The sequence below is a fragment of the Corynebacterium pseudodiphtheriticum genome, from assembly GCF_023509295.1.
Lineage (GTDB): Bacteria > Actinomycetota > Actinomycetes > Mycobacteriales > Mycobacteriaceae > Corynebacterium > Corynebacterium pseudodiphtheriticum.
Window position 1 is genome coordinate 1,613,479 of the sequence record NZ_CP091864.1, and the last position, 21,202, is coordinate 1,634,680.

Consider the following 21,202-nt stretch of genomic DNA (forward strand, 5'->3'; position numbering starts at 1 on the left):
AACCGGCACCTCCCGCGCCGAGATGTCCCGGGCTGGTGGGTCGGCGCCGCACCCCCGCGAGGTAGTCACTCGCCGGGCATTGGTGGTCTGGGTGGCTGGCGTGGCGTGTTACATAGTCGCGATCACAGGTCGCACCTCCTTCGGCGTAGCTGGTGTAGAAGCCATTGCGCGTTTCGATGTGGATGCCTCACGCATCGCGGTTTTCGCGGCAGTGCAATTAGGTGTGTACGCCCTAGCGCAAATTCCTACTGGGCTGGGTATCGATAGGTTTGGCCCGCGTGCGGTAGTTATGTTTGGTGCGGTAGTCATGGGGCTCGGGCAGTTCCTGTTGGCCTTGACGACGTCCTATCCGCTGGCGATTGTTGCTCGCGTATTGATCGGCGCCGGTGATGCCTCAGCGTTTTTGGCTGTCATGCGATTGCTTCCCTATTGGTTCCCGTTACGCAAAACACCGTTGTTTACGCAGTTGACCGGCGCGATTGGGCAGACAGGCCAGTTTATTTCCGCTGTGCCATTTTTGGCTTTGCTCGGTAGCGCTGGTTGGACGGGCGCTTTTGTGACCTTGGGTGCGACCAGCATTTTGCTTGCTGGCTTGGCGGGCTTGGCCATTAAAGATCTTCCCGACGTTGATCGGCATGCAGCGCATGCGTCGGAATCGGGTACGGCTGCGAGCAGGCGCGATTCGTTGCGCACCCGCATGCGTACGCTGCTTCGCACACCAGTTGCTTGGCAGGGCTTTTTCATGCACTATTCCTGCCTAATGTTTCAGCTGGTGTTTTTGATGATGTGGGGTTTCCCATTGATGACACTCGGAATGGGGCTCAGCGCACAACAGGCCGGTGCGGTCTTGGCAATTAACACCGTCGTCACGGTGTTTTCTGGGCCGTTGCATGGCCTCTTTTCTGCCCGCATCAGCGCTGTCAGGCACTGGGCGGTTGTGGGTTTTTCTGTCACAATCGTGCTTACCTGGGCGGTGTTTTTCGCCAGCGCTACACCACGGGGGCTAGCCGCCATCGTGGTGGTTAACGTGATTGTTGCTTTGTGCGCGTCTTCAGCTAATTATGGTTTCGATAACGTGCGCGAGGGAGTACCCCGCGAGGTTGTGGCTACTGCTACTGGTTTAGCGAATATGGGCGGTTTCCTGGCCGGAATGGCGGCATCGCAGGGTATCGGGGTTGTTTTGGATATTTCTTCCGCTGGTGGTGAATACGCCTGGGGTGATTTTCAGGTTGCGGCCTTAGCCGCTGGTGTGGTGTGGGCCGTCGGCGTTATTGGGTTGTTGGTTGCTTCGGCATGGCGGAAGTATCCGGGACCTGCGCATCGGGTTCTGCCCCACCGATTGCGTGCTCTGCGATCGCACTAGTGGGCGCATCGATCAACCCCAGGTCAAAGGTATAAAGCACTCGGTCTCGGTCCACATAGGAAATTTCGCTGCGCTCTACCGCTTGGTTCAGAATATTTTCGAGAACGATACGCATGGCAGCACGGTTTTCGTTGTTCACGGTGATGGTGATGTCCGGCCGGTCAGAAGACGTGGCAAGTTCCATGGGCAGCCCCAATGCAGAGGCAAGCTCAGAAAGCCGATTGGTATAGATTTCTGCCGAGATCTCCCCGTTCGGGGTGGCCGCGAAACTGCTGCCAGCAGTTGCATCATCGTCGAACGGGTGTGGCTGGTCAGTCAGCATCGCACCGACGGTACGTCCGCTGCGTTGCTCGTCGTTGTGTAAAGCGAATTGCCATGCAAAGACACCAGCGACGACGGTCACTAGACCGATTACACCCCAGACCCACCGTGTGCTGGTTTTGGGCTTCTGTGTAGGTGCTTGTTGTTGTGGCATTTGGGTAATCTTCCTTGATGCATTTTCACCAATAACGACTCGACATCGTTTAGTTTAACCAGGTTATGTGACTGCAACAGTAGATATTCCTGTCAGTTTGCTAGGTATATCACATTATTTAGCCACCGGAAACAGCTATCTCCAGCTGCACTGGTGGCAGCACCTAGTTACGGGTTTGCTGGGATGCAGTTTTTTTATAGACGCAGGGCCTATTCGTATTCATAAGAGTCTGGTTCACCCCAGAAAACTTGGTCAACGACCCGGCGCGCGTGTCTGGTTGCCTTCAGATAAGCCTCGAGGAATTCTTGGTTTTCTTCCGGCGCCCATCCGGCAACACCGGCAACTTGGGCCAGGTGGTTGCCGGGTTGTGGCAATTGGTCCACGCGTTTGCCACGCACCAACACCAGCGCGTTGCGAGCATTCGTAGCCATCAACCACGCTTCCCGTAGTTGTGTGACTTCCTTAGCGCTTAAGATTGCGCAATCGCGCAAAGCATCGAGTGCGTCTAGCGTTGAGGGGGTGCGTAGTTCGTGGTGTTCTGAGCCGTGCATCATGATCAGTAATTGCACAGTCCATTCCACATCCGTTAATCCACCTCGGCCGAGCTTGGTGTGAGTATTACGGTCGGCTCCGCGCGGCAGGCGTTCATTATCCACGCGAGCTTTGATTCGGCGAATCTCGCGAATTGTGGCATCAGAAATTCCGCTTGCCGGGTAGCGGAAATCGTTAATCATCTCGATAAATTCCGCTCCGACTTCGGGGTCTCCAGCCACCACATTTGCTCGTAGCAGGGCTTGGATTTCCCAGGCTTCACCCCACTGCGAATAATAGCGTCGGTACGAAGAAATGCTGCGTACCACTGCCCCGCTGCGACCTTCTGGGCGTAGCCCAAGGTCTACCTCCAACGGTGGATCCCCGGAGGGTTTCGCCAGCCGAGCACGCAGCTTGTCGACGATTTTTTTCGCCCAGGCCATCGCCTCGGTTTCGTCCTCGCCTTCGGCTGGCTCGGCCACCATGAGCACATCTGCGTCTGAGCCAAAACCAAGTTCTTGGCCTCCCAACCGGCCCATGCCGATCACTGCAATGCGTGCAGGTGGTTCTTCTCGGTCCATCTCTCGCAGGCTGGCGCGGACTTCCGCGCGGATTGCTGCTTCTAGTACCGCGTCCCAAATCAAGGAAAGCTCCCGGCACACGCGTTCTACCGGCATGAATCCAAGCTGATCTGCTGCAGCAATACGCGCTAGCTCAACACGCCTTAAGGATCGCGCCACCGCGACCGCCTTGTCTGGGTCTGCGTGGCGTTTCGACGAGTTTACTAGCGATTTCGACACCTGCTGTGGGTTAGTGTCTAAGAACTTCGGTCCGTTCGCACCGTCGGAAAGCAGCTTCATGGTATCCGGCGAGTTGATAATGAGTTCTGCCGTGTACGGCGAATTTCCGAGGATCGACATCAAGCGCTTGCCGACGATTCCTTCATCGCGCAACATGCGCAAAAACCAAGCCCTATCGAATGCCGCATCCGATAGTTTGCGGTAGTTCAACAACCCGGCATCAGGATCGGCGGTTTCTCCGAGCCATTCCATCAGCCCAGGCAGTAAAATCGACTGGATGCGGGCTTTTCGGGAGCTACCTGATGCCAGCTTGGTGAGGTGGTCAAATGCACGCCCTGGGTGTCGGTAACCGAGGGCAGAAAGTTGCAGCTTCGCCGCTGCCGGGGACAGCCGCAGTTCTTCGGCGGACATGGAGGCGACGGCATCCAGCAGCGGCCGGTAAAACAGGCGCGAATGCAGTTCGGAAATGCGCAGGCGGACTTTGCGCAGGTGGTTCACCATTAAGTCATAAGATGATTTCGCGCCGTGGGCATCGAAGCCGGCCGCGCGTGCCAGCCAACGCAAAGCCTCTGTGTCGTCATCGGCAGGCATCGTGTGCGTGCGACGAAAGCGCTGTAATTGCAGGCGATGTTCCAGCAGCCGCAAAAATTCGTAGGCCTCGATGAGTTGCCAGGAATCTTCGCGCCCAATATAGCCGGCGTTTTTCAGAGCATCTAAAGCTTCCACTGTGGATAAAACCCGCAAACGCTCGTCAGAGCGTCCGTGCACCAGCTGCAGAAGTTGCACCGCAAACTCCACGTCGCGCATGCCGCCGGTGCCAAGTTTCAGCTCACGGTTGCGCATGTCTTTCGGCACGTTGGCTAGGACCCGACGACGCATTGCTTGCACGTCTTCGACAAAGGAATCACGCTCCGAGGCAGTCCAGACCATGGGCCGGATGGCGTCCTCGTAGCGGCGCCCCAGTGGTAGGTACCCCGTTTGTGCACGGGCTTTCAGCAATGCTTGAAATTCCCAGGTTTCTGCCCAGCGGCGATAATAAGAAATATGTGAATCTAAAGTGCGTACGAGCGCGCCGGATTTGCCCTCCGGGCGCAAGTTGGGGTCGACTTCGAAAAACGCGGCTGAGCCAATGCGGCTAAATTCTGCCGCCAGCCGGGTGGCTTTATTGCTCGCAGGCTCGGCGACGAAGATGACGTCGACATCTGAGATGTAATTGAGCTCCTGCGCACCGCACTTCCCCATCGCGATCACAGCCAAGCGGGCGTCGACGGGTGTGGCCTTTTTTGCGGTGGTTTTCCTTGCCCCTGGCCTTGCCCCGACCGCTGTCCGGGCCGCCGTCTGTGTCGTTGTCTGTGTCGCCTCCGTCGCCGAATGGCTTCCGGATGTTTTGTCATCTGCATTTTCCGTGGGGTCCGTGGGGTATGGCCCGTAGACTTCCGCGACTGCAACCGCGAGTGCAGCAGTCAAAGCCGCATCCGCCAAACGCGACAGCGCACCGGTAACCGTGCTAAATAACAGTTTTGGTTGCGGCTCAGATTGCCCTTTGCGTGCGAAATAACTGCCAGCGAGATCATGCGCGGCGATCCGAAGCATCAGTGTCCGATACGCATCGCGTAGCGCAGAAACCGCCTCACTGCCAGTCACCGACGCCCGGTAAGTTCCTGGCGTCGTGAGATCTTTACTGGCTGGGTCATCTTCCACTGATTCAAGCTCAGCAAAATCTGCGACGTGTGCGCCCACCGATCCCAACATCTGCTGGAACATTTCGTGTTCTTCCGGCAATGGTTTCGTCAACTCTTGCCAAGTCTCCGGGTGTGCGGCAAGGTGATCGCCTAACAAAGTGGATCCACCTAGCAAGGCGAAAAACCGCACGCGCAATGCTTCATCTTCGCACAGGCGTGCTGTCAGTTCGGCGCCATCGTCGGCAAGGTTGCCTGCCATGCGCATGAGTGTGTTCAGCGCAAGGTCTTGGTCGGACGCTGCAGCCAAACACCATAAAAGCGTGGTGTGGTCGGGGTCGTTCCACCCCAGCCATGCAATATCTTCGCTAGCTTTCGGGCTGGAAAGACCCAGTGTGGCAATCGAGGGAACGGATGGGCGGTTCGAAGTCACAGTATCGCTCAGATCTTCGGGGTTAAATGTTCAGGTTGTTGTGGAGCTCGAAAGGAGTGATGTGTTCCTGATACGCACGGAATTCTTGCCACTTGGACCGCAAGAAGAATTCGAAGACGTTCTCGCCTAATACTTCTGCCATGAAATCAGACTTTTCGAGTTTGCGTAGAGCATGATCCAAGGAATTCGGCAAATCAATATAGCCCATCGCCCGGCGTTCGCGGCGCGTGAGCTCTTGCACGTTATCTTCGGCTGGGTCTCCCAGTTCATAGCCTTCCCTGATGCCGCGCAACCCAGCAGCCAGCAACACTGAATAGGCCAAATAAGGGTTTGCCGAAGAATCCAGGCTGCGGATCTCTACCCGACGTGACTCCGGCTTGTTCAACCGGTACGTGGGCACGCGCACCATTGCAGAACGGTTAGACACACCCCAGGTTGCTGCGCCAGGGGCTTCTTTGCCGAACATCAATCGCTTATAGGAATTCACCCATTGGTTGGTCACCGCGGTGAGCTCTGGCGCGTGGTGCAAAATACCAGCGATGAACTGCTTGGCCGTCGTCGACAAGCAAAATTCGTCATCGGGATCGTGGAAAGCGTTGCTATCGCCTTCAAACAATGACATGTGGGTGTGCATGCCCGAGCCGGTCCAGTCTTTGTGTGGTTTGGGCATAAACGTCGCTCGTGCACCCTGCTGTTGGGCGACCTTCTTGATCAGATAACGGAAGGTCATGATGTTATCCGACATGGTCAGCGCGTCGGTGTGACGTAGGTCGATTTCTTGCTGCCCCGGGCTGGTTTCATGGTGCGAAAATTCAGTGACGATGCCGAGGTTTTCCAGCATCTGAATAGCAGTACGCCGGAATTCTGGTGCCAGGTTCATCGTCGACTGGTCGAAATAACCGCCGTTGTCGGTCGGCTGCAGATCAGCTGGATCGTCGGTCTGTTGCAGCAGATAAAACTCAATCTCCGGGCCCACCATGCAGGTAAAACCGTCATCCGCGGCCTCCTGCACTTGGCGCCGCAAAATATAGCGCGGATCCACCAGCGAAGGGCTGCCATCGGGCTGGACGATATCGCAGAACATGCGCGCTGTCAGCAACGATTCATTTTCGCTTTCCGAAGACATGATCTTGAACGTCGAAGGATCGGGCATCGCAATAGTGTCGGATTCGGCCACACGCGAAAACCCTTCCACGGAGGAACCATCGAAGCCGACGCCCTCCTCAAACGCATTTTCCAGCTCGGCCGGTGACATATCCACGGATTTCAGTGCGCCGGTGATATCGGTAAACCACAGGCGGATAAAACGGACATCGCGTTCTTCAACCGTGCGCAAGACGTAATCGTGTTGGCTGTTCATGAGTCCTAGTCTAGGCAACCGCGGTCACATTGGGCGGGGCGAAAGTCTCCTCTGAGAATTATTTCTCCCAAGCTGCAGGCTGGCCCCAGTCGTCATCGTCTTCTTCTGCCTCATCAGCAGCGTCGTTTCGCCTCCGCGCAATCTCGAACGCATTTTCGGCCAATTCTTTACTGTCATACGGGCCCATGCGATCATTCCACCCGGCTACTTTACCTTCGGTCACCTCCCCAGTAGAGGGGTTGAAAAACCATTGTTCATCTGCGTGTGCCATGTTTTAGTGCTGCTCCTTCACTCGAGTTCCCGGCCATTAGCTTTGCCGCATAGACAAAAGCCAGAACCATGCCTATTCAGTATAAATCTGACTACCCACCGACACAGCCAAACAGGTAAAATCGCCCGAGATTGCCGAAAACGGATGTGTCCATATCGCTATTCTCGATCGATATTTTCGATTTTCAGTTCGCTATTCCCGATTTCCAAGGAGTTTTCTTCCCCCATGCCACATGCGCCCCAGACGAACGGTTCACCTGACGTTTCACTGACCGTTTCTGCAGCCGCATGGCACACAGAACTCCATGGTTGTGCCCCAACCTGGCAAGCCGACGCCCCCGCCACCTGGTCACTGATCGGAGAGCACGTCGATCACGCAGGCGGCGTCGTACTCATGAGTCTGGCCGCGCAGCGCGCCGCAGTTGCGGTATCTGCCCGCGAGGACCAGCAATTCGTGGTGAACTTTCGCCGCTCCTCGCTTACCGACGGCTCCACCACGCAGGCGTCCACAACCATGGACGAGGTCGCCGAACTGTATTCCCAACAACAACCGGACATTGATGAATCCGGTAAGCCAACTACCCCACCGCTGCCGCGCGGCGGATTGGCCGAGCGCTTAGGCGGGATTGTCTGGATGATGGTGCAGCGCCAACTGCTTTCTCGCGAAACCAACGGCATGAATATCACGGTGTTGTCTGAAATCACCCCAGATTCGGGCTTAGGTGAATACGCTGCTATTGATTGCGCTTTAGCGCTGGCGTTGCAAGCAGAAACAGCTGATATTGACGAAGCCCCGCTGCGGGCACGGTTGGCGGAAATCTGCGCGCAGGCCGGCGAAGTGTTTTCCAGCACCGCCACCTTACGCGCGCGGTATTCCACGGCCTTGCGTGGAGCTGCTGCACAAATCTCTGTGCTGGATTATGCCGATGGTTCACTCACCAAAGCGGTACACCCGGTGACGCGAGAATTAGCAGCCTTTGCGGTGACAGTCCCACAGGATGCCGACTCACCCGACCAGTCCGACGAAATCCGTTCCCGCCACCGGTTTGTGGATTCCGCCCAGCATGCGTTTGGTGCGCAGTCGCTGCGGCTGCTTCCCGACGCCCCGGCGCGCGTCACGCAATGGTTGTCCGCGGTGCACAAGGTGCATGGCACCAACGGTGTCCCGGAGCTACATGAGTCGCGCACCTGGTTGGATTTCCACGAAGCGGAAACTGAGCGTGCTCAACAGTTTGCACACGCGCTTCGTTCACAGCGTTCCCGGGATATTTGGCCATTGCTGCACAGCTCGCAGCAGGCTTTACAAGATGATTACACGCTCGATGCTGCCATGGAACTGGCGCAGTTGTGTCAGGTTCGTGGCGCAATCGCCGCGCGGGCGGCTGCTGCGGGAACCTCCAAGGCCGTGATCGCCTACGTCGACAAGAAAAAAGCCGACAACTTCGCGCATGATCTCAGCTCTGATGGCTTGGTGGTCACGCGCTTGTTGCCGGGCGAAGTCGCCAAAATAGTGAGTGAATGAGCCAGCCTATAAGCCGGATTCTGTCCCGCACCGTGGTGGTGCGTGGGCGATCATCCATCTGGGCCGACCATTGCTGGTGACCTCAAGCAGCTACCTTCGAATATCGGGCGAGCAGCCCTCAAGCATTCGAGCAGGCACGCACCGTGGCGCGCCGTGATGCCTTGCTCCCAATGGGGTTTACCTAGCCACGCCAGTCACCTGGCATGCTGGTGCGCTCTTACCGCACCCTTTCACCCTCACCGCCGGAAGCGTTGCGAGTGCTCGCAGCGTTCCCGGTGGCGGTCTACTTTCTGTTGCACTTGCCCGCAGGTTGCCCTGGGTTGCTGTTAGCAACCATCGTGCTCTGTGGAGTCCGGACTTTCCTCGACTTGCACTTACGCCACACGGTTGTCGGCGTAGTTTGTCAGCCGCGATCGCCCGGCCAGCTCATTCACGCACCCTATCTTCGTTGATAGTCACGCACCCGTGCAAATACGCTGCAAATGCGCCGTCTCGTTCACGCTAAGCACCGCGGATGCCACTGGCGAGTTTTCGTCATAGAACTTCACCACAGCAATGCTGGCCAAATCCAAAAACAGGTGGCTAAACGTCGCCGGCCCAGCATTCAACCCTTGCCGGATCAGTGATTTGATCGGGTTCACGTGGCTGACCACCGCAATAGTTTTGCCCGGATGCTTGGCGACGAGCTGTTTGCGAAATTCGCGTACCCGGCGATGCACCTGCGCAAGCGACTCCCCTTCTGGCGGTGTTAGCGACGCATCTGTAATCCAGGCATCGTGTAGCTCAGCATCGTTGTCTTGGGCTTGCTGAAAAGTCAGGCCTTCCCAGTTTCCGAAGTTCGCCTCAATCAACGCATCGTGCGTTTCTAACTGGGCACCGGTTTTTTCTGCGATCATTTTCGCCGTCGTTTGGCACCGCTGTAGTGGAGAAGACACCACCAGATCGATGTCACCACGCTCAGCTACCGCAGTAGCCGAAGCCGCGGCCTGACGCATTCCGGTCTCAGTCAGCACGATATCGCTGTGCCCGCAGTAGCGGTGTTCGGCGGAGTAGGAAGTTTGCCCATGGCGCACCAAAATCAGCGTGGTCGGCTGGCAAGTCGCGCCTGTCCAGGAAGCATGCGTGCCCGTTGTCGCCGGGGACTTTTCTGCATCGGGCTCGTCGCCAACGTTATCTGGCTCGTCGCCACGGTCCACCACGCCCGGCGCGTGTCCTTCGGCTGCAGCATCCATGGCCTCGTTAGACAAGGCATCGGCAACCTTATTGTCGTTACGACGCACCCAACTAAGATGCACCGCGCCTAACTGTTGCATGAGTTTTTGCGCTTGCAACCCGAGCTGCTTCATATCCGGGTGCTTGATCTTCCACCGGCCATTCATCTGCTCGACGACCAGCCGGGAGTCCATATAAAAATCGACGTCATCCGCCCCCAGCTCCACAGCTGCTTCCAGCCCGCGCAACAAGCCGTGATATTCGGCAACGTTGTTGCTGGCTTTCTTGCCGACGACATAGACGATCTCACGCAGCACGGTTGTGCCATCAGCGGCATAGACCACAGTGCCAGAACCGGCGATGCCAGGATTGCCGCGCGAGCCACCGTCTGCATAAATGATCAGCTTCATCGCTGCCTACTCCTTATTTTGCCTGCAACTTATTCTGCCTGGCCGCGTACCAGGAAGGTGCCACAATCTGGGCATTCTGGAACGACATCTGGCTTGGCTCCACGTACCGCGGACTGGTCTGCTGGTGGCAGCTGGATGTAGCAGCCGCCGCAACCACGCCCGGTAAAGCGGGCTACGCCCACACCATTTTCGCCCCGGACTTCGTCATAGGCCGCCAACGCTTCAGGGGCTTGTTCTTGCAGTTCCGCGCGTAGTTTCGTGATGTTTTCTAGCGGGTCCGGTTCTTCAGTCTTAACGGCATCCGCAGCATCGGCGGCGCGCTCAGCAGCTTCCAGCTCGTTTTTGGCTTGGTCCACCTTTGCTCCGTGCACGTCACGGTTTTGCCGTAAAGCGTGGATCTCGTTATGGGCTTCTTGTAGTTCACTCATCAAATCCGCGATGCGGGATTTTGTGGTGTATTTGTCGTGTTCGAGGTCTTTCCGGATTTCCGGGTCTTGCTCGGTGGCTAGCTGCTTTTTGTTGTCGATATTGCGACGCTTCAGCTTGCGTTCGTCTTGTTGGATGCGCAAGATCTCAGCTTCCATATCGTCCACTGCCATTTGCGCGGCCGCGGCGGCATCCCGCGCGCGTTTGAGCTTGCTTGCTGCTTTATCCGCTTCGGCGCGTTCTGGCGTGACAGATTTGCGCTTAGCTGCGTCACCAGACCCAGCCTGCGCACCAGCGCTGGCTTGCGCGCGTTCCAGGTTGGCCAGTTCCAGTAACTGTTGTTGCTGTTTCGGGGCTAGCTTCATCATCGTGAGTCTCCGTTAATTTCCGTATTTTCTTGAGTCGCGTTTATAAGTATTTATGCTCTTAGCCCTTATGCACAGACACCGTCCAAGGATCAGTACGCACCTGCAAAATTGTGGTCTCAACACCAGCTTCCCGGCGCACAATTTCTTCAGCTTGCGCAGTCCACGGAAATTCCGAGGCCCAATGCGCGGTATCAATAATTGCCATATCGCTGGTGCGCAGGTGCTCATCGACGGGGTGATGCCGCAAATCTGAGGTAACAAACACATCAGCGCCCAGTTTCGCAGCCGTCGCGATAAAACCATCGCCAGCTCCTGAAGCCACCGCCACCGTCTGTACTTGTTTGTTCGGGTCTCCTGCCGCACGCACTCCCCAAGATGTAGCAGGTAAACCATCAGCGACTTGCTGGGTAAATTCCCGCAAACTCATCGGTTCTGGCAACTTACCTATCCGTCCCAGGCCATAGGCGCTTTCCAGCGGGGTGGCGTCGGCAAGCTCGGTGATATCAAAGGCGGGTTCTTCATACGGATGGTGGGCGTACAAGGCGTCGAGAAGCACCTGTTTATCGCCTGGCTTGGCGACGAACTGAATGCGCAGCTCATCGTCACGGTAAGTATGCCCGACCTCACCGTCTGTGGGATCCGCACCTGGTTCTGGTTTGAACTGCCCGGTGCCTGCGATCTCGTAGACGCACTCGGAATAATTACCAATCCGGCCCGCTCCCGCAGCAAACAAGGCCTGCTTCAGTGTCTCGGCGTGTGCCGCTGGCACGTGCACACCCCACAAGTGCCGCCCCGGCTCCGGCTTCGGTGCCAACGGGCGCCCTGGGGTGATGCCGACGAGTTCAGCCAGCTTATCGTTCACTCCCGGGCGTGCAGAATCAGCGTTGGTGTGTGCAGCAAACAACGCGATGCCTGCCTCAATCAGCGAGTGCAAAATCCGCCCCTTCGGGGTATCCGCAGCCACGCTATCCACCCCGCGCAGCAGCAACGGGTGATGCACGATCAACATGTCCACACCGGCCGCTACCGCCGCGTCTGCCACCTCGTCGGTGCAGTCCAGAGCAAAAGCCACCTGGCGCACCGGGGCTTCGCGACGCCCACAAATAAGCCCGACGCTATCCCAGCTTTCCGCCAAATGCGGTGGATAGGCGCGGTCCATAATCTGGCAAATTTCGCCTACCGTGGTCTCGGTGCTCATGTACTGCTCCTTTAACTCCGTCATACGCTCCTACAATTATGGCACGCAGCAGGCACCTGAGACGATAAAATCCGAGACGATAAAATACAGCAACATGACTGCTACCTATTCCATTAATTTTGTATGCACCGGAAATATCTGTCGCTCGCCAATGGCAGAAGTCATGGCACGCCAGGCCATTCAGGAGGCGGGCCTGGGCGAGCTCGTCAAAGTCGCTTCCTGTGGTGTAGACAGCTGGCACGTCGGCGAAGGTGCGGATGAGCGCACCGTGGCAGAATTACACGAGATCGGCTTGGACGGTACCGAACACATAGCGCAACAGTTTGGCCCGCAGGCTGGTGACACGGACTTGTTCATTGCCATGGATACCGGCCACCGCTCCCAGCTCATCGCCCGCGGTGTCGACGAAAACCGCGTGGCCCTGATGCGTAGTTTCGATCCAACAGCAGAAGAAGAACCCTCCGTCGCTGACCCTTATTACGGGGGCAGCGACGGCTTCACGCGTGTGCGCAAAGAGATCGAAGCCAGCTTGCCTGGGCTGCTCGAGTACATCCAGAACCAGCTGCGCTAGTAACCGGGCTGTGCTGCTACCAGCTGCGCTAGTAACCGGCGAGCAGGTCTATCATGGTCGGTGTGAGTGCCCGACCCCAGCAGCCTGAACAGTCTGAACAGTCCGAACAACCGATTCAGCCGCGCAATACCGACGTGCCACAAACCAACCGCAGCGCCAACAACGGCGCACCAACCTCCTGGTGGAAAGTCTTTGCCAAGCCCAGCTGGATAATCCTGGCCCTATCGCTCATCGCGTTTTCTATTCTGGCTTTCACGGTGCTCGCGCCCTGGCAGCTGAATAAGGATGATGAAATCGTCGACCGTAACGAGCGCATTCAGCAAGCCTACGAGCAGGATCCGGTGCCGTTTGCTGAGCTTGTCGACGCCTCCGGCGGAATTACCATCGACGAGGAATGGCACCGTGTCACCCTGCGCGGCCACTACCTGCCAGAACACGAAATGCTGCTGCGCTTGCGCCCATTGGAAGGCTCGCAGGTGTTTCAATCCTTGGTGCCTTTCCAGTTGGATTCGGGCCAGACAGTATTGGTTAATCGCGGTTTTGCGGTGGCTAATCGTGATGGTTCTGTTCCGGAAATCACCCCGCCTTCTGGCACGCACATCACTACCGAGGCCATGCTGCGTTTCGGGGAAGCACCCCACGAGGCCCCGCCGATTGACGACGCTGGCTATACGCAGGTGCGCTCGGTCAGCCCGGAACAGGTCGAAGAGCTGACCGGCCTGGAGCTTGCCGACGCCATCGTGAACGTGACCGCGGCTGAGCAACCAGAAGCACTGGAACCAATTCCGGTGCCGAAGCTGGATCGTGGTTCGCACTTATCGTATGGCTTCCAGTGGATCGCTTTCGGCATTATGGCCCCTGCTGGCCTGGCATATTTTGTGTATGCCGAACTGCGCGAGCGACGCCGGGAGCGCGCGGAACACGCGACAGAAGGGCAGTCTCAGATCGCAGACACCAACGAGCAAGTCGACGTCGGCGAACAAGCAGATGCCAACGAGCAAACAGATGCCGACGAGGCTGCCGCGCAGGCGAATTCCCCGGCAGGCGCCAGTGCCCCAGCGGCTTCTGCGCGGCCTGTGGCAGCCACGCGTTCGCGTGGTTTACAGGATCGCTACGGCGGGGATAGCGCGAATCAACTCGCGAAGTTCCGTGGCAGGCGGCGTCGCTAAGCCACGGTTTGCGTCGTCAAGCATCCATCCGCCGCGCGGCGTAGTTAAGCATCTCGAGAAAAACCGTCGGTTCTAAAACAGATTCGCCAAAGTACTATCACTTATCCGAAAAGGCCGAAAATTAGGCTCTGAGCTGTGCAAGTGCCTAAAAGCGGTGCTAGCGTTCTACGGGTGAGTATTAGTTGGAAGGTCTTTCGCGAGGACTTAGCCCGGTTGTGGCGCACCCGGAAAGTGTGGGTGATTCTGATCGGATTGATGATCACCCCAGCTTTATATTCCTGGGTTAATATCGCGGCGTTTTGGGATCCGTATGAAAACACCGGCAATATCAAAGTTGCTGTGGTTAACGAGGATGAGGGCGCTAGTTCGGATCTCACGGGCGATCTTGACGTCGGTGCGGAGTTAGTAAAGCAGCTCAAAGACAACGACCGTTTAGGCTGGCAGTTTATTAACCGCGACGAGGCCAACCACGCGGTGCACACGGGGGACGTTTTTGCTTCTATCACGGTGCCAAAAACCTTCTCGCAGGACTTCGTCAGCTTGTTTCAGGGCACATATTCCCAGCCGACGCTAGAATATGCGGTGAACGAGAAGCTCAACGCGATTGCCCCGAAAATCACGGATCAGGGCGCTTCCACCATTGATTCGACGATCAGCGCTGCGTTTAACGAGCAGGTCGCACAATCGGTGGCCACGGAATTGCGGAAGTCGGGCCACGACCTGGATTTCCGCATCGGCGATACTGCCGATCGGGCTTCGGATTCTTTTATCCGCACTGCGGAGACGGTGGCGCAATCTCGCGACAGGCTCGCTGCGGTGCAATCCAGCCTAGATAATTCCCGCCCAGCCATCGCCGAGGCCCGCGAAGCGCTGGTTACGGTAGAGCGCACCATCGACGACGCCCAAATTGCCCTGGGCCAGGTGGAGTCGATCACCAATGAGGTGCAGCGCCAGCTGACCACGTTTGCCGATGAAGCGACCGCTGCTTATGTGCAGGGCACCACCGCGCTTGCCGACGGCGCTGCTTCCGCGCACGCGAGCGTGAACTCCGTATCTGGCCAATTGACCGGCGCACTCAACCGCGTGGGGGCGGCCACCGATGGTGCCAGCGGCATCGTCGACCAAGCAGAACAAGCCATCGACCGTTTAGGCGGGTTAGCGCGACTGCCGGCCTTACCGCCGCAGATTTCCGGACAGATCCAGCAAACCGTGGATGATCTGCACGCCCGCAATTCGCAAAACCGCACCGTGCTCGGTGAGCTTTCCGCGTTGCAGGATAGCGCACAAAATACGCTGCATTCTTTGAACGACACTGCCGCTGCACTCGACCGCGCCACGGACGCAGTGCGTGCAGATTCCGTGGGGCTGCGTGATTCCATCAACAACACCGTGCCGCAATTGAATTCGGCCATCTCGCAGGTATCTGCTACCGCCGCGAATCTGTCCGCCACCCTGGGTGCACAGAAGAGTTTGCTCGGCGAGACCGATGGTTTGCTCGACGGCGTCGACACGCAGCTGGGGCGCGCGAAGGACGTCATCGGTAATTTCCGGGCAGATCTCGATGGCATCGAAAATGGGCTCAACACTGCGCGCACGGACATTCTGGCACTGGCCAATCTTGCCCAAGATAATCCTGCTTTGCGCTCGGTCAATGCACTGAATGCCGACGAGATTTCGTCATTTTTGGCCTCCCCGGCAGAGATGGAATCGCACGCGGTCTTCCCGGTTTCGCACTATGGTTCTGGCATGTCCTCACTGTTTATCAACCTGACGCTGTGGATCGGTGCATTCATGTTGATGATCATTTTCCGCACAGAGGTCGATTCCCGCGGACGGGAAGGCCTCACCGTGCAGCGGGCATACCGGGCGCGCTACTTGCTCATGGGTGTATTTGGCATCATGCAAGCACTGATCGTGTCCATCGGCAACCTAGTCATTGGCGTCGAACACGTTTCCGCAATCGGTTATGTCCTCACCGCCACCATTTTGAGCCTGTGTTACTTAGCGATTATTTACGGTTTGGTCTCTGCCTTCGGCCACATCGGACGCATCATCGCGGTGGTCTACGCCTTCGTGCAAATCCCCGGCGCTTCTGGCCTCTACCCCATTGAGATGACCCCCGATTTCTTCCGCGCGGTACACCCTTTCCTGCCGTTTACCTACGGCATTGGGGCGATGCGAGAAACCGTCGGCGGGTTCTATGGCAACCACTACTGGAGCAACCTGGCCACAATCATCGCGATGGCAGCGATGGCCTTCCTGGTGGGCATGTTGGCGCGTCGCGGACTATCGCATGTCAATATTTTGGTCAACGATCAGCTGGAAAAAGGCGGCCTGGTAATCAACGAGAAGGTGCATTTAACCGGCAGCCCGTACCGCCTCACCGACGTCGTCGCTGCTTTGCGGGACCGCGAAGGCTACCAAGAGAGTTTGGATTCCAAGTGGCGTTCCGCGCGTCGCAATTACTCGCAATGGATGGGGATCACCATTGGTGTGGGTGCGTTGCTCGTGCTGATCTTGGGCATCGTTTCCCGCTTCAACCCGGATGAGAAAGCTGTCTTTTTCGGTTTGGCGTGCCTAGTGGTGATGATCGCGGTAGTCATTATTTGCGCGTTGGAATACATTAAACAGTCCGTCGCACGCGATAACAGCTTGGCGGATCTCAGCGATGACGAGCTGCAAGAACAACTGGCCAAGCAAGGTGAGAAGTCATGAACAACATCCTGAGTATTTTCCGCAATGATCTGCATGCAATCCGCGGCAATGTCATGACGGGTGTGATTGTCTTCGGTCTGGTCATCATCCCGTTGCTGTTTACTGGCTTCAATATTTTGGCGAGCTGGGATCCCTTCAGCAATACCGACCGCTTGAAAATCGCCGTGGCCAGCAAGGATGAGGGCCACGAGTCCGATCTGGCTTCGTTGCGGTTGAATCTTGGCGACGAAGTGCTGTCCCAGCTTTCCCGAAATGAGCAGGTCGATTGGGTTTTGACCAACGCCGATGATGCTTTAGAGGGCACCAAGTCCGGCGAATACTACGCCGGCATCGTGTTGCCAGAAAACTTCAGCCGGGAATTGCTGACCTTCTATATCGAAGGCACCGAGCCGGCAAAGTTGGATCTGTATACCAACGAGAAGAAAAACGCTTTGTCAACGACCATCACCGAGCGCAGTGCCAGTGGTGTGATTGAGCGTATCGACGAATCTTTCACCCGCGTGGTCACCACCGTTGGGCTGGGTGTTGTCGAATCGTTGGATAATTATTTAGAGGAGGAAGAAACCCAGGCGGCTTTGGATAATGTCGCCAACCGGATTGAAAACATCGGTACACGGTTGAATTCTTCTGCCGCCACGGTGCGTAGTTTGGCAAACCTTGTCGACTCCGCAATTCCGCTGGCGCAGGCCGCCGATAATATTTTGCGTGCTGCCGGGAGCAACACTGCCTCTGGTACTGGCGCTGGCGCTAGCTCTGGCGCTGGGGCTGGGGCCGGGGCTGATGGCTCCTCCCCCATTGATACGCTTTCGGCAACCCTAAATGATTCCACCGGCGCGCTGGAAAATTCTTTGGGCGCGACCTCGCAAGCTTATGCAGCATTATCGGATCAATTCGACGAGTTATTGAATAATGCGCAGGCTGCCACGGCGCAGACGGCGCAAACTTACCGCACCGCAGCAGAACGGGTAGCGCAGCAAACGGCAGCGTTCCAAGGCGTACGCGATGCACTCGAACGGGAAGTCGGCAAATTGCCGCTACCAGGCCCGGTTTCTGCAGGCTACCAGCAAGTTCGCGCGCAACTGGATGCGTCGATCGCCCAGTCGAATGCCCTACATGATTCTTTGACGACGACCGCCGATCGCATCGAATCGGGCACCGGTAATGCACGGCAATCCCGGCAACAAACCCAGGAAGCAATCGCAGCAGCCCGCCAGGCTGTCGATAATGCACGCACCGCCTACCGCGAGAATTTGCAGCCGCAGTTGAATACGCTGCGCGGGAGCGTAAACACCGTCGTTAATGACATCGCTGCGGTGCGCGCGGAAATCGCGGATGTGCGCACTACGCTATCGAGCACCTCGGGTGGTCCGGAATCCAGCTTGTTGCGCGCCCGGGATGGCGCCGACCGTTTGGCCGATACTCTCTATGAGCAAGCACGTCGCTTTACTGATCTGGAACATCAATTTGCAGAGGTACGCGAAGGTGGCGACCTGAGCAAATTAGCTGACATCATCGGCTCGGATCCAGAATTGCTTGCCTCCCGGATCTCCGCGCCAGTGGCTGTGGAACGCAAACCGGTGTTCGCAGTGGCGTCGTTCGGTGTAGGTATGACGCCGTTCTACCTGGCACTCGCACTGTGGGTGGGTGCGCTGTTGACGTGCGTTTTGATGCGCAGTAACGCTGAACACAAATACCTCAGCGACGACGGCGAGTTCACGCGGAACCAGATTTATCTGGGCCGGTTGGCTACGTTCTTGGCGATCGGTATTGCCCAGGCAACCTTCGCCGTGGGCGGTTTGATCTTCTTCGTGCAGATTCAACCAGAGCACCCACTCTTACTCTGGTTGAGTGCTGTGCTTGCCTCATCGGTATTCATGTTGATCGTGCATGCGCTGGTGATCGCCTTCGATAGTGCTGGTAAGGCACTGGCTGTGCTGCTATTGATCGTGCAGGTTTCCGGCTCCGGCGGTGCTTATCCGCTCCCACTGCTGCCGCATTGGTTCCAGTCTGTGAGTCCCTGGCTGCCTGCCACCTATGCCATCGATGCGTTCCGCAGTGCAATCGCAGGTGTGTACCAAGGGGATATTTTCCGCGACCTGGGCATGCTGCTGTTATTTGCCATCCCGGCTTTGGTGCTGGGATTGTGGCTGCGTCGCGCGATGGATAGCTACCACCAGCGGCTGCAGAAAGGCATCCGGGAAACCCGAGTCATGCAATAGCGCTAATACTAGTAGGAGGACGCCGTGGTCGGCTGACTTTGCTCGCCAACACTGCTATTACTGGGTGCTATGAGTGGTGATTGGCGTGAGTAAAAATTCCCCCGATAATATCCTGCTCTATTTGCCGGAAAAGCAAGAGCAGCAGATCCGCGAGATTTTCGCTGGTTTGGCTGACCGGGGCTTTCCGGTGCAAAACCAGCGCCCACATATTACGGTGACGTTTTCCGCGGCGATGGATCCCAGCGTCGTCGAGTTGGCAGCCGAGTTATTGCCCGCGGTGATCCCAGCGCAGTTTCGCCGAGTAGGAAACGTCATCTTCGGTACTAAGAGCAAACAGACCGTGGCGTGGTTGTTGCAGACCACCCGGGAATTAGAAATTGCTGCTAGCAAGATCAGTGCAGCTAACCCCGATGGCCACGGACCGTTGTGGACGCCCCACCTGACCATGGGGCTGCGGCTTCCACGCAAAGACATTCCCGGTTATTTGCAGGCCATGGAAGAGCTGACCTCGTCGCATTTCAAAGAACTCACCGCAGTAGAAGCCGCATATTGGCGCCCGAGGACGCAGGAAAAACGGTTGCTCGCGGGTGGCTAGCATTATTTTCCAGCGCGGATTAGCGTTTCAAAACCGCGCCGACTATTTGAATCCACGATATCCAAAGTCGTCGTAGCAATATGCTGGTTAATGTCGGTAGAAAGGTCAATTATTTGCTGGATCGTGAGGCTAAGCTCCGCAGTGCGTATTCACGCCGATAAGCGGTATTGATATATTCCCGAGCTGCCATCATTTGCAGATTGCCGTACTTAGAATTAGACGGATCCACCAGTAATTCACATTTCTGCAGGGCTTCATAACGAGCAACAACATCAGCCAAATCCAGATTCATAAAGTCCATGGTGTCCCCAGCATCGACACCGTATCGGACATAAAACGCCGTGGCTACGTCGAGAAGATTCGGCCTGTCTTCTTTGGGGCGAGAAAAATCAACTGAATAAGCAAGATCCACATCCCCCGCACTGTGAGCATCAGTACGTGCACTTCCGAATAAAACCAGCAAGTCAATACCCAGTTCTAAGCAGAACGATTCCAGCGAGCCATCTTCGACTTCGCTGCGCAACCTGGCGACGATTTCTGTGGGGGTACTCATAATGCAACTCTAGCAAGCAACGTCTCCGGTTTTTAACGTCTCTGTTTTTGTGGCGCAAGGTTGGCACAGTCTTCGTGATAAAAAACATACGCCGGTCATACGCCACTGCTTATATTATGGGGACCATAAGATTCCGGAATTTTATAGCACATCATTCTTCGACATTCGTCCGATTTGCAGCCTGTCCACGCTACCGCCGCAGGCTGTCCATACACACGCCGTGACCTGAGGAGGCACCATGAAAGCTGCACGTTTTTATGATCGCAATGACATCCGTATCGAAGACATCGAGCAGCAAGAATTACAACCAGGTACCGCCCGCGTTGATGTTGCCTGGTGTGGTATTTGCGGCACTGACCTGCACGAATACCTCGACGGCCCGATCTTCTGCCCTTCACACGGCAACCCACACCCCATCAGTGGCGAAGAACCACCAGTGACGATGGGCCACGAATTCTGTGGCGTGATCTCCGAAGTAGCCGATGATATCGATGACCTGGCCGTTGGCGATCACGTCGTTGTCGAGCCCTACATCATCAGTGAAGACGTCAATACCGGCCCAGAGTCCAAGACCTACCACCTGTCGGAAAACATGAACTTCATCGGGCTGGGTGGCCGCGGCGGCGGGCTGGCGGAAAATGTCGTCGTCAAGCGTCGGTGGATCCACAAGATCAGCGATAAGGTTTCCCTCGATCACGCCGCGCTCATTGAACCACTGACCGTGGCTTATCACGCCGTGGAACGCGCTGGCGTGGGCGAGGATTCCACGGGCCAGGTCGCACTCATCGGTGGTGCGGGCCCGATCGGTTTGCTCACCGCGGCTGTGCTGAAGGCTTTTGGCGTGACCGTCGTCGTATCCGAATTGTCCAAAGCCCGCCGCGAGAAGGCCCTGGAAACCGGGGTTGCTGATCATGCGCTGAACCCAGAAGAAGTCGACGTCGTCGCCAAGGTCAAGGAGCTTACCGACGGCGCGGGCGTCGATGTGGCTTTTGAATGCACCTCTGTTCCGGTGGTTTTCGACACGCTCATGGATGCGCTGCGCCCACGCGGGGTTTTGCAGATCGTCTCAATTTGGGGCAAGCCTGCTGAGGTGGACCTGAACAAGGTCGTGCTCAAGGAACTGGACGTGCGCGGCACCATTGGTTATGTCAACAACCACCCGGCTGCCATCAAATTGGTCGAAGATGGCCGCGTGGACCTCACGCCGTTTGTCACCGCGCGCATTGGTTTGGACGAGCTGATCGACGAAGGTTTCGACACACTCATCCACCGCAACGAAACTGCCGTGAAAATCCTTGTTTCGCCATCAGGCAAGGGCTTGGATAAGTAGCAC

The 21,202-nt window shown here is 56.9% G+C and carries 16 protein-coding genes and 1 other RNA gene; 8 read left to right on the forward strand and 9 right to left on the reverse strand.

Annotated features, from left to right (window positions below):
* The first annotated feature begins 22 nt into the window (after positions 1-22).
* On the forward strand, positions 23-1,363 hold the full coding sequence (locus tag L9H78_RS07245) for an MFS transporter (protein ID WP_249620763.1): 1,341 nt from the start codon (positions 23-25) through the stop codon (positions 1,361-1,363).
* Here L9H78_RS07245 and L9H78_RS07250 read toward each other — a convergent pair.
* The 4 genes from L9H78_RS07250 to L9H78_RS07265 all read right to left on the reverse strand — a co-directional run bounded on the left by L9H78_RS07250 (position 1,269) and on the right by L9H78_RS07265 (position 6,912).
* Positions 1,269-1,838, reverse strand: coding sequence for a hypothetical protein (locus L9H78_RS07250; RefSeq protein ID WP_249619678.1), 570 nt, complete (start codon positions 1,836-1,838; stop codon positions 1,269-1,271). The genes L9H78_RS07245 and L9H78_RS07250 overlap by 95 nt on opposite strands.
* A 209-nt stretch (positions 1,839-2,047) precedes the next feature.
* Positions 2,048-5,281 (reverse strand): bifunctional [glutamine synthetase] adenylyltransferase/[glutamine synthetase]-adenylyl-L-tyrosine phosphorylase, encoded by a 3,234-nt coding sequence (locus L9H78_RS07255; protein WP_249619679.1) that lies wholly within the window; start codon positions 5,279-5,281, stop codon positions 2,048-2,050.
* Between the two features lie 22 nt (positions 5,282-5,303).
* Positions 5,304-6,641 (reverse strand): glutamine synthetase family protein, encoded by a 1,338-nt coding sequence (locus L9H78_RS07260; protein ID WP_021353789.1) that lies wholly within the window; start codon positions 6,639-6,641, stop codon positions 5,304-5,306.
* Positions 6,642-6,699: 58 nt separating this feature from the next.
* Complete coding sequence (locus tag L9H78_RS07265; protein WP_027018408.1) at positions 6,700-6,912, reverse strand: hypothetical protein; 213 nt, start codon at positions 6,910-6,912, stop codon at positions 6,700-6,702.
* Positions 6,913-7,137: 225 nt separating this feature from the next.
* On the opposite strand from L9H78_RS07265, the gene L9H78_RS07270 reads away from it, so the two are divergent.
* On the forward strand, positions 7,138-8,433 hold the full coding sequence (locus L9H78_RS07270) for a galactokinase family protein (protein WP_249619680.1): 1,296 nt from the start codon (positions 7,138-7,140) through the stop codon (positions 8,431-8,433).
* Here L9H78_RS07270 and rnpB read toward each other — a convergent pair.
* The 4 genes from rnpB to L9H78_RS07290 all read right to left on the reverse strand — a co-directional run bounded on the left by rnpB (position 8,427) and on the right by L9H78_RS07290 (position 12,047).
* Positions 8,427-8,862, reverse strand: an RNA gene (gene rnpB / locus L9H78_RS07275) — RNase P RNA component class A. The two genes, L9H78_RS07270 and rnpB, sit on opposite strands and share 7 nt — an antisense overlap.
* A gap of 26 nt (positions 8,863-8,888) precedes the next feature.
* On the reverse strand, positions 8,889-10,055 hold the full coding sequence (locus L9H78_RS07280; RefSeq protein ID WP_249619681.1) for a bifunctional RNase H/acid phosphatase: 1,167 nt from the start codon (positions 10,053-10,055) through the stop codon (positions 8,889-8,891).
* A gap of 29 nt (positions 10,056-10,084) precedes the next feature.
* A complete protein-coding gene (locus L9H78_RS07285; RefSeq protein ID WP_249618854.1) occupies positions 10,085-10,846 on the reverse strand; it encodes a zinc ribbon domain-containing protein in 762 nt (253 codons plus the stop codon).
* A 61-nt stretch (positions 10,847-10,907) separates the two neighbouring features.
* Positions 10,908-12,047: a Nif3-like dinuclear metal center hexameric protein gene (locus L9H78_RS07290; RefSeq protein ID WP_249619682.1), complete on the reverse strand. Its 1,140-nt coding sequence runs from the start codon at positions 12,045-12,047 to the stop codon at positions 10,908-10,910.
* 94 nt (positions 12,048-12,141) lie between these two features.
* Here L9H78_RS07290 and L9H78_RS07295 point away from each other — a divergent pair, with 94 nt between their 5' ends.
* The 5 genes from L9H78_RS07295 to L9H78_RS07315 all read left to right on the forward strand — a co-directional run bounded on the left by L9H78_RS07295 (position 12,142) and on the right by L9H78_RS07315 (position 19,316).
* A complete protein-coding gene (locus tag L9H78_RS07295; protein WP_249617471.1) occupies positions 12,142-12,618 on the forward strand; it encodes a low molecular weight protein-tyrosine-phosphatase in 477 nt (158 codons plus the stop codon).
* A 62-nt stretch (positions 12,619-12,680) separates the two neighbouring features.
* On the forward strand, positions 12,681-13,787 hold the full coding sequence (locus tag L9H78_RS07300) for an SURF1 family cytochrome oxidase biogenesis protein (protein WP_249619683.1): 1,107 nt from the start codon (positions 12,681-12,683) through the stop codon (positions 13,785-13,787).
* 171 nt (positions 13,788-13,958) lie between these two features.
* The gene (locus L9H78_RS07305; protein WP_249619684.1) at positions 13,959-16,502 is read left to right on the forward strand and encodes a YhgE/Pip domain-containing protein; all 2,544 of its coding nucleotides are present in this window, start codon (positions 13,959-13,961) and stop codon (positions 16,500-16,502) included.
* Complete coding sequence (locus L9H78_RS07310; protein ID WP_249619685.1) at positions 16,499-18,721, forward strand: YhgE/Pip domain-containing protein; 2,223 nt, start codon at positions 16,499-16,501, stop codon at positions 18,719-18,721. Before L9H78_RS07305 ends, L9H78_RS07310 begins: the two co-directional genes overlap by 4 nt.
* An 85-nt stretch (positions 18,722-18,806) precedes the next feature.
* On the forward strand, positions 18,807-19,316 hold the full coding sequence (locus L9H78_RS07315; RefSeq protein ID WP_249617475.1) for a 2'-5' RNA ligase family protein: 510 nt from the start codon (positions 18,807-18,809) through the stop codon (positions 19,314-19,316).
* 109 nt (positions 19,317-19,425) lie between these two features.
* Here the strand turns inward: L9H78_RS07315 and L9H78_RS07320 are convergent, their stop codons facing one another.
* On the reverse strand, positions 19,426-19,869 hold the full coding sequence (locus L9H78_RS07320; RefSeq protein WP_249617476.1) for a hypothetical protein: 444 nt from the start codon (positions 19,867-19,869) through the stop codon (positions 19,426-19,428).
* 238 nt (positions 19,870-20,107) lie between these two features.
* Between L9H78_RS07320 and L9H78_RS07325 the strand changes: the two genes are divergently transcribed.
* Positions 20,108-21,199, forward strand: coding sequence for a 2,3-butanediol dehydrogenase (locus tag L9H78_RS07325; protein ID WP_249619686.1), 1,092 nt, complete (start codon positions 20,108-20,110; stop codon positions 21,197-21,199).
* The last annotated feature ends 3 nt before the right edge of the window (positions 21,200-21,202 follow it).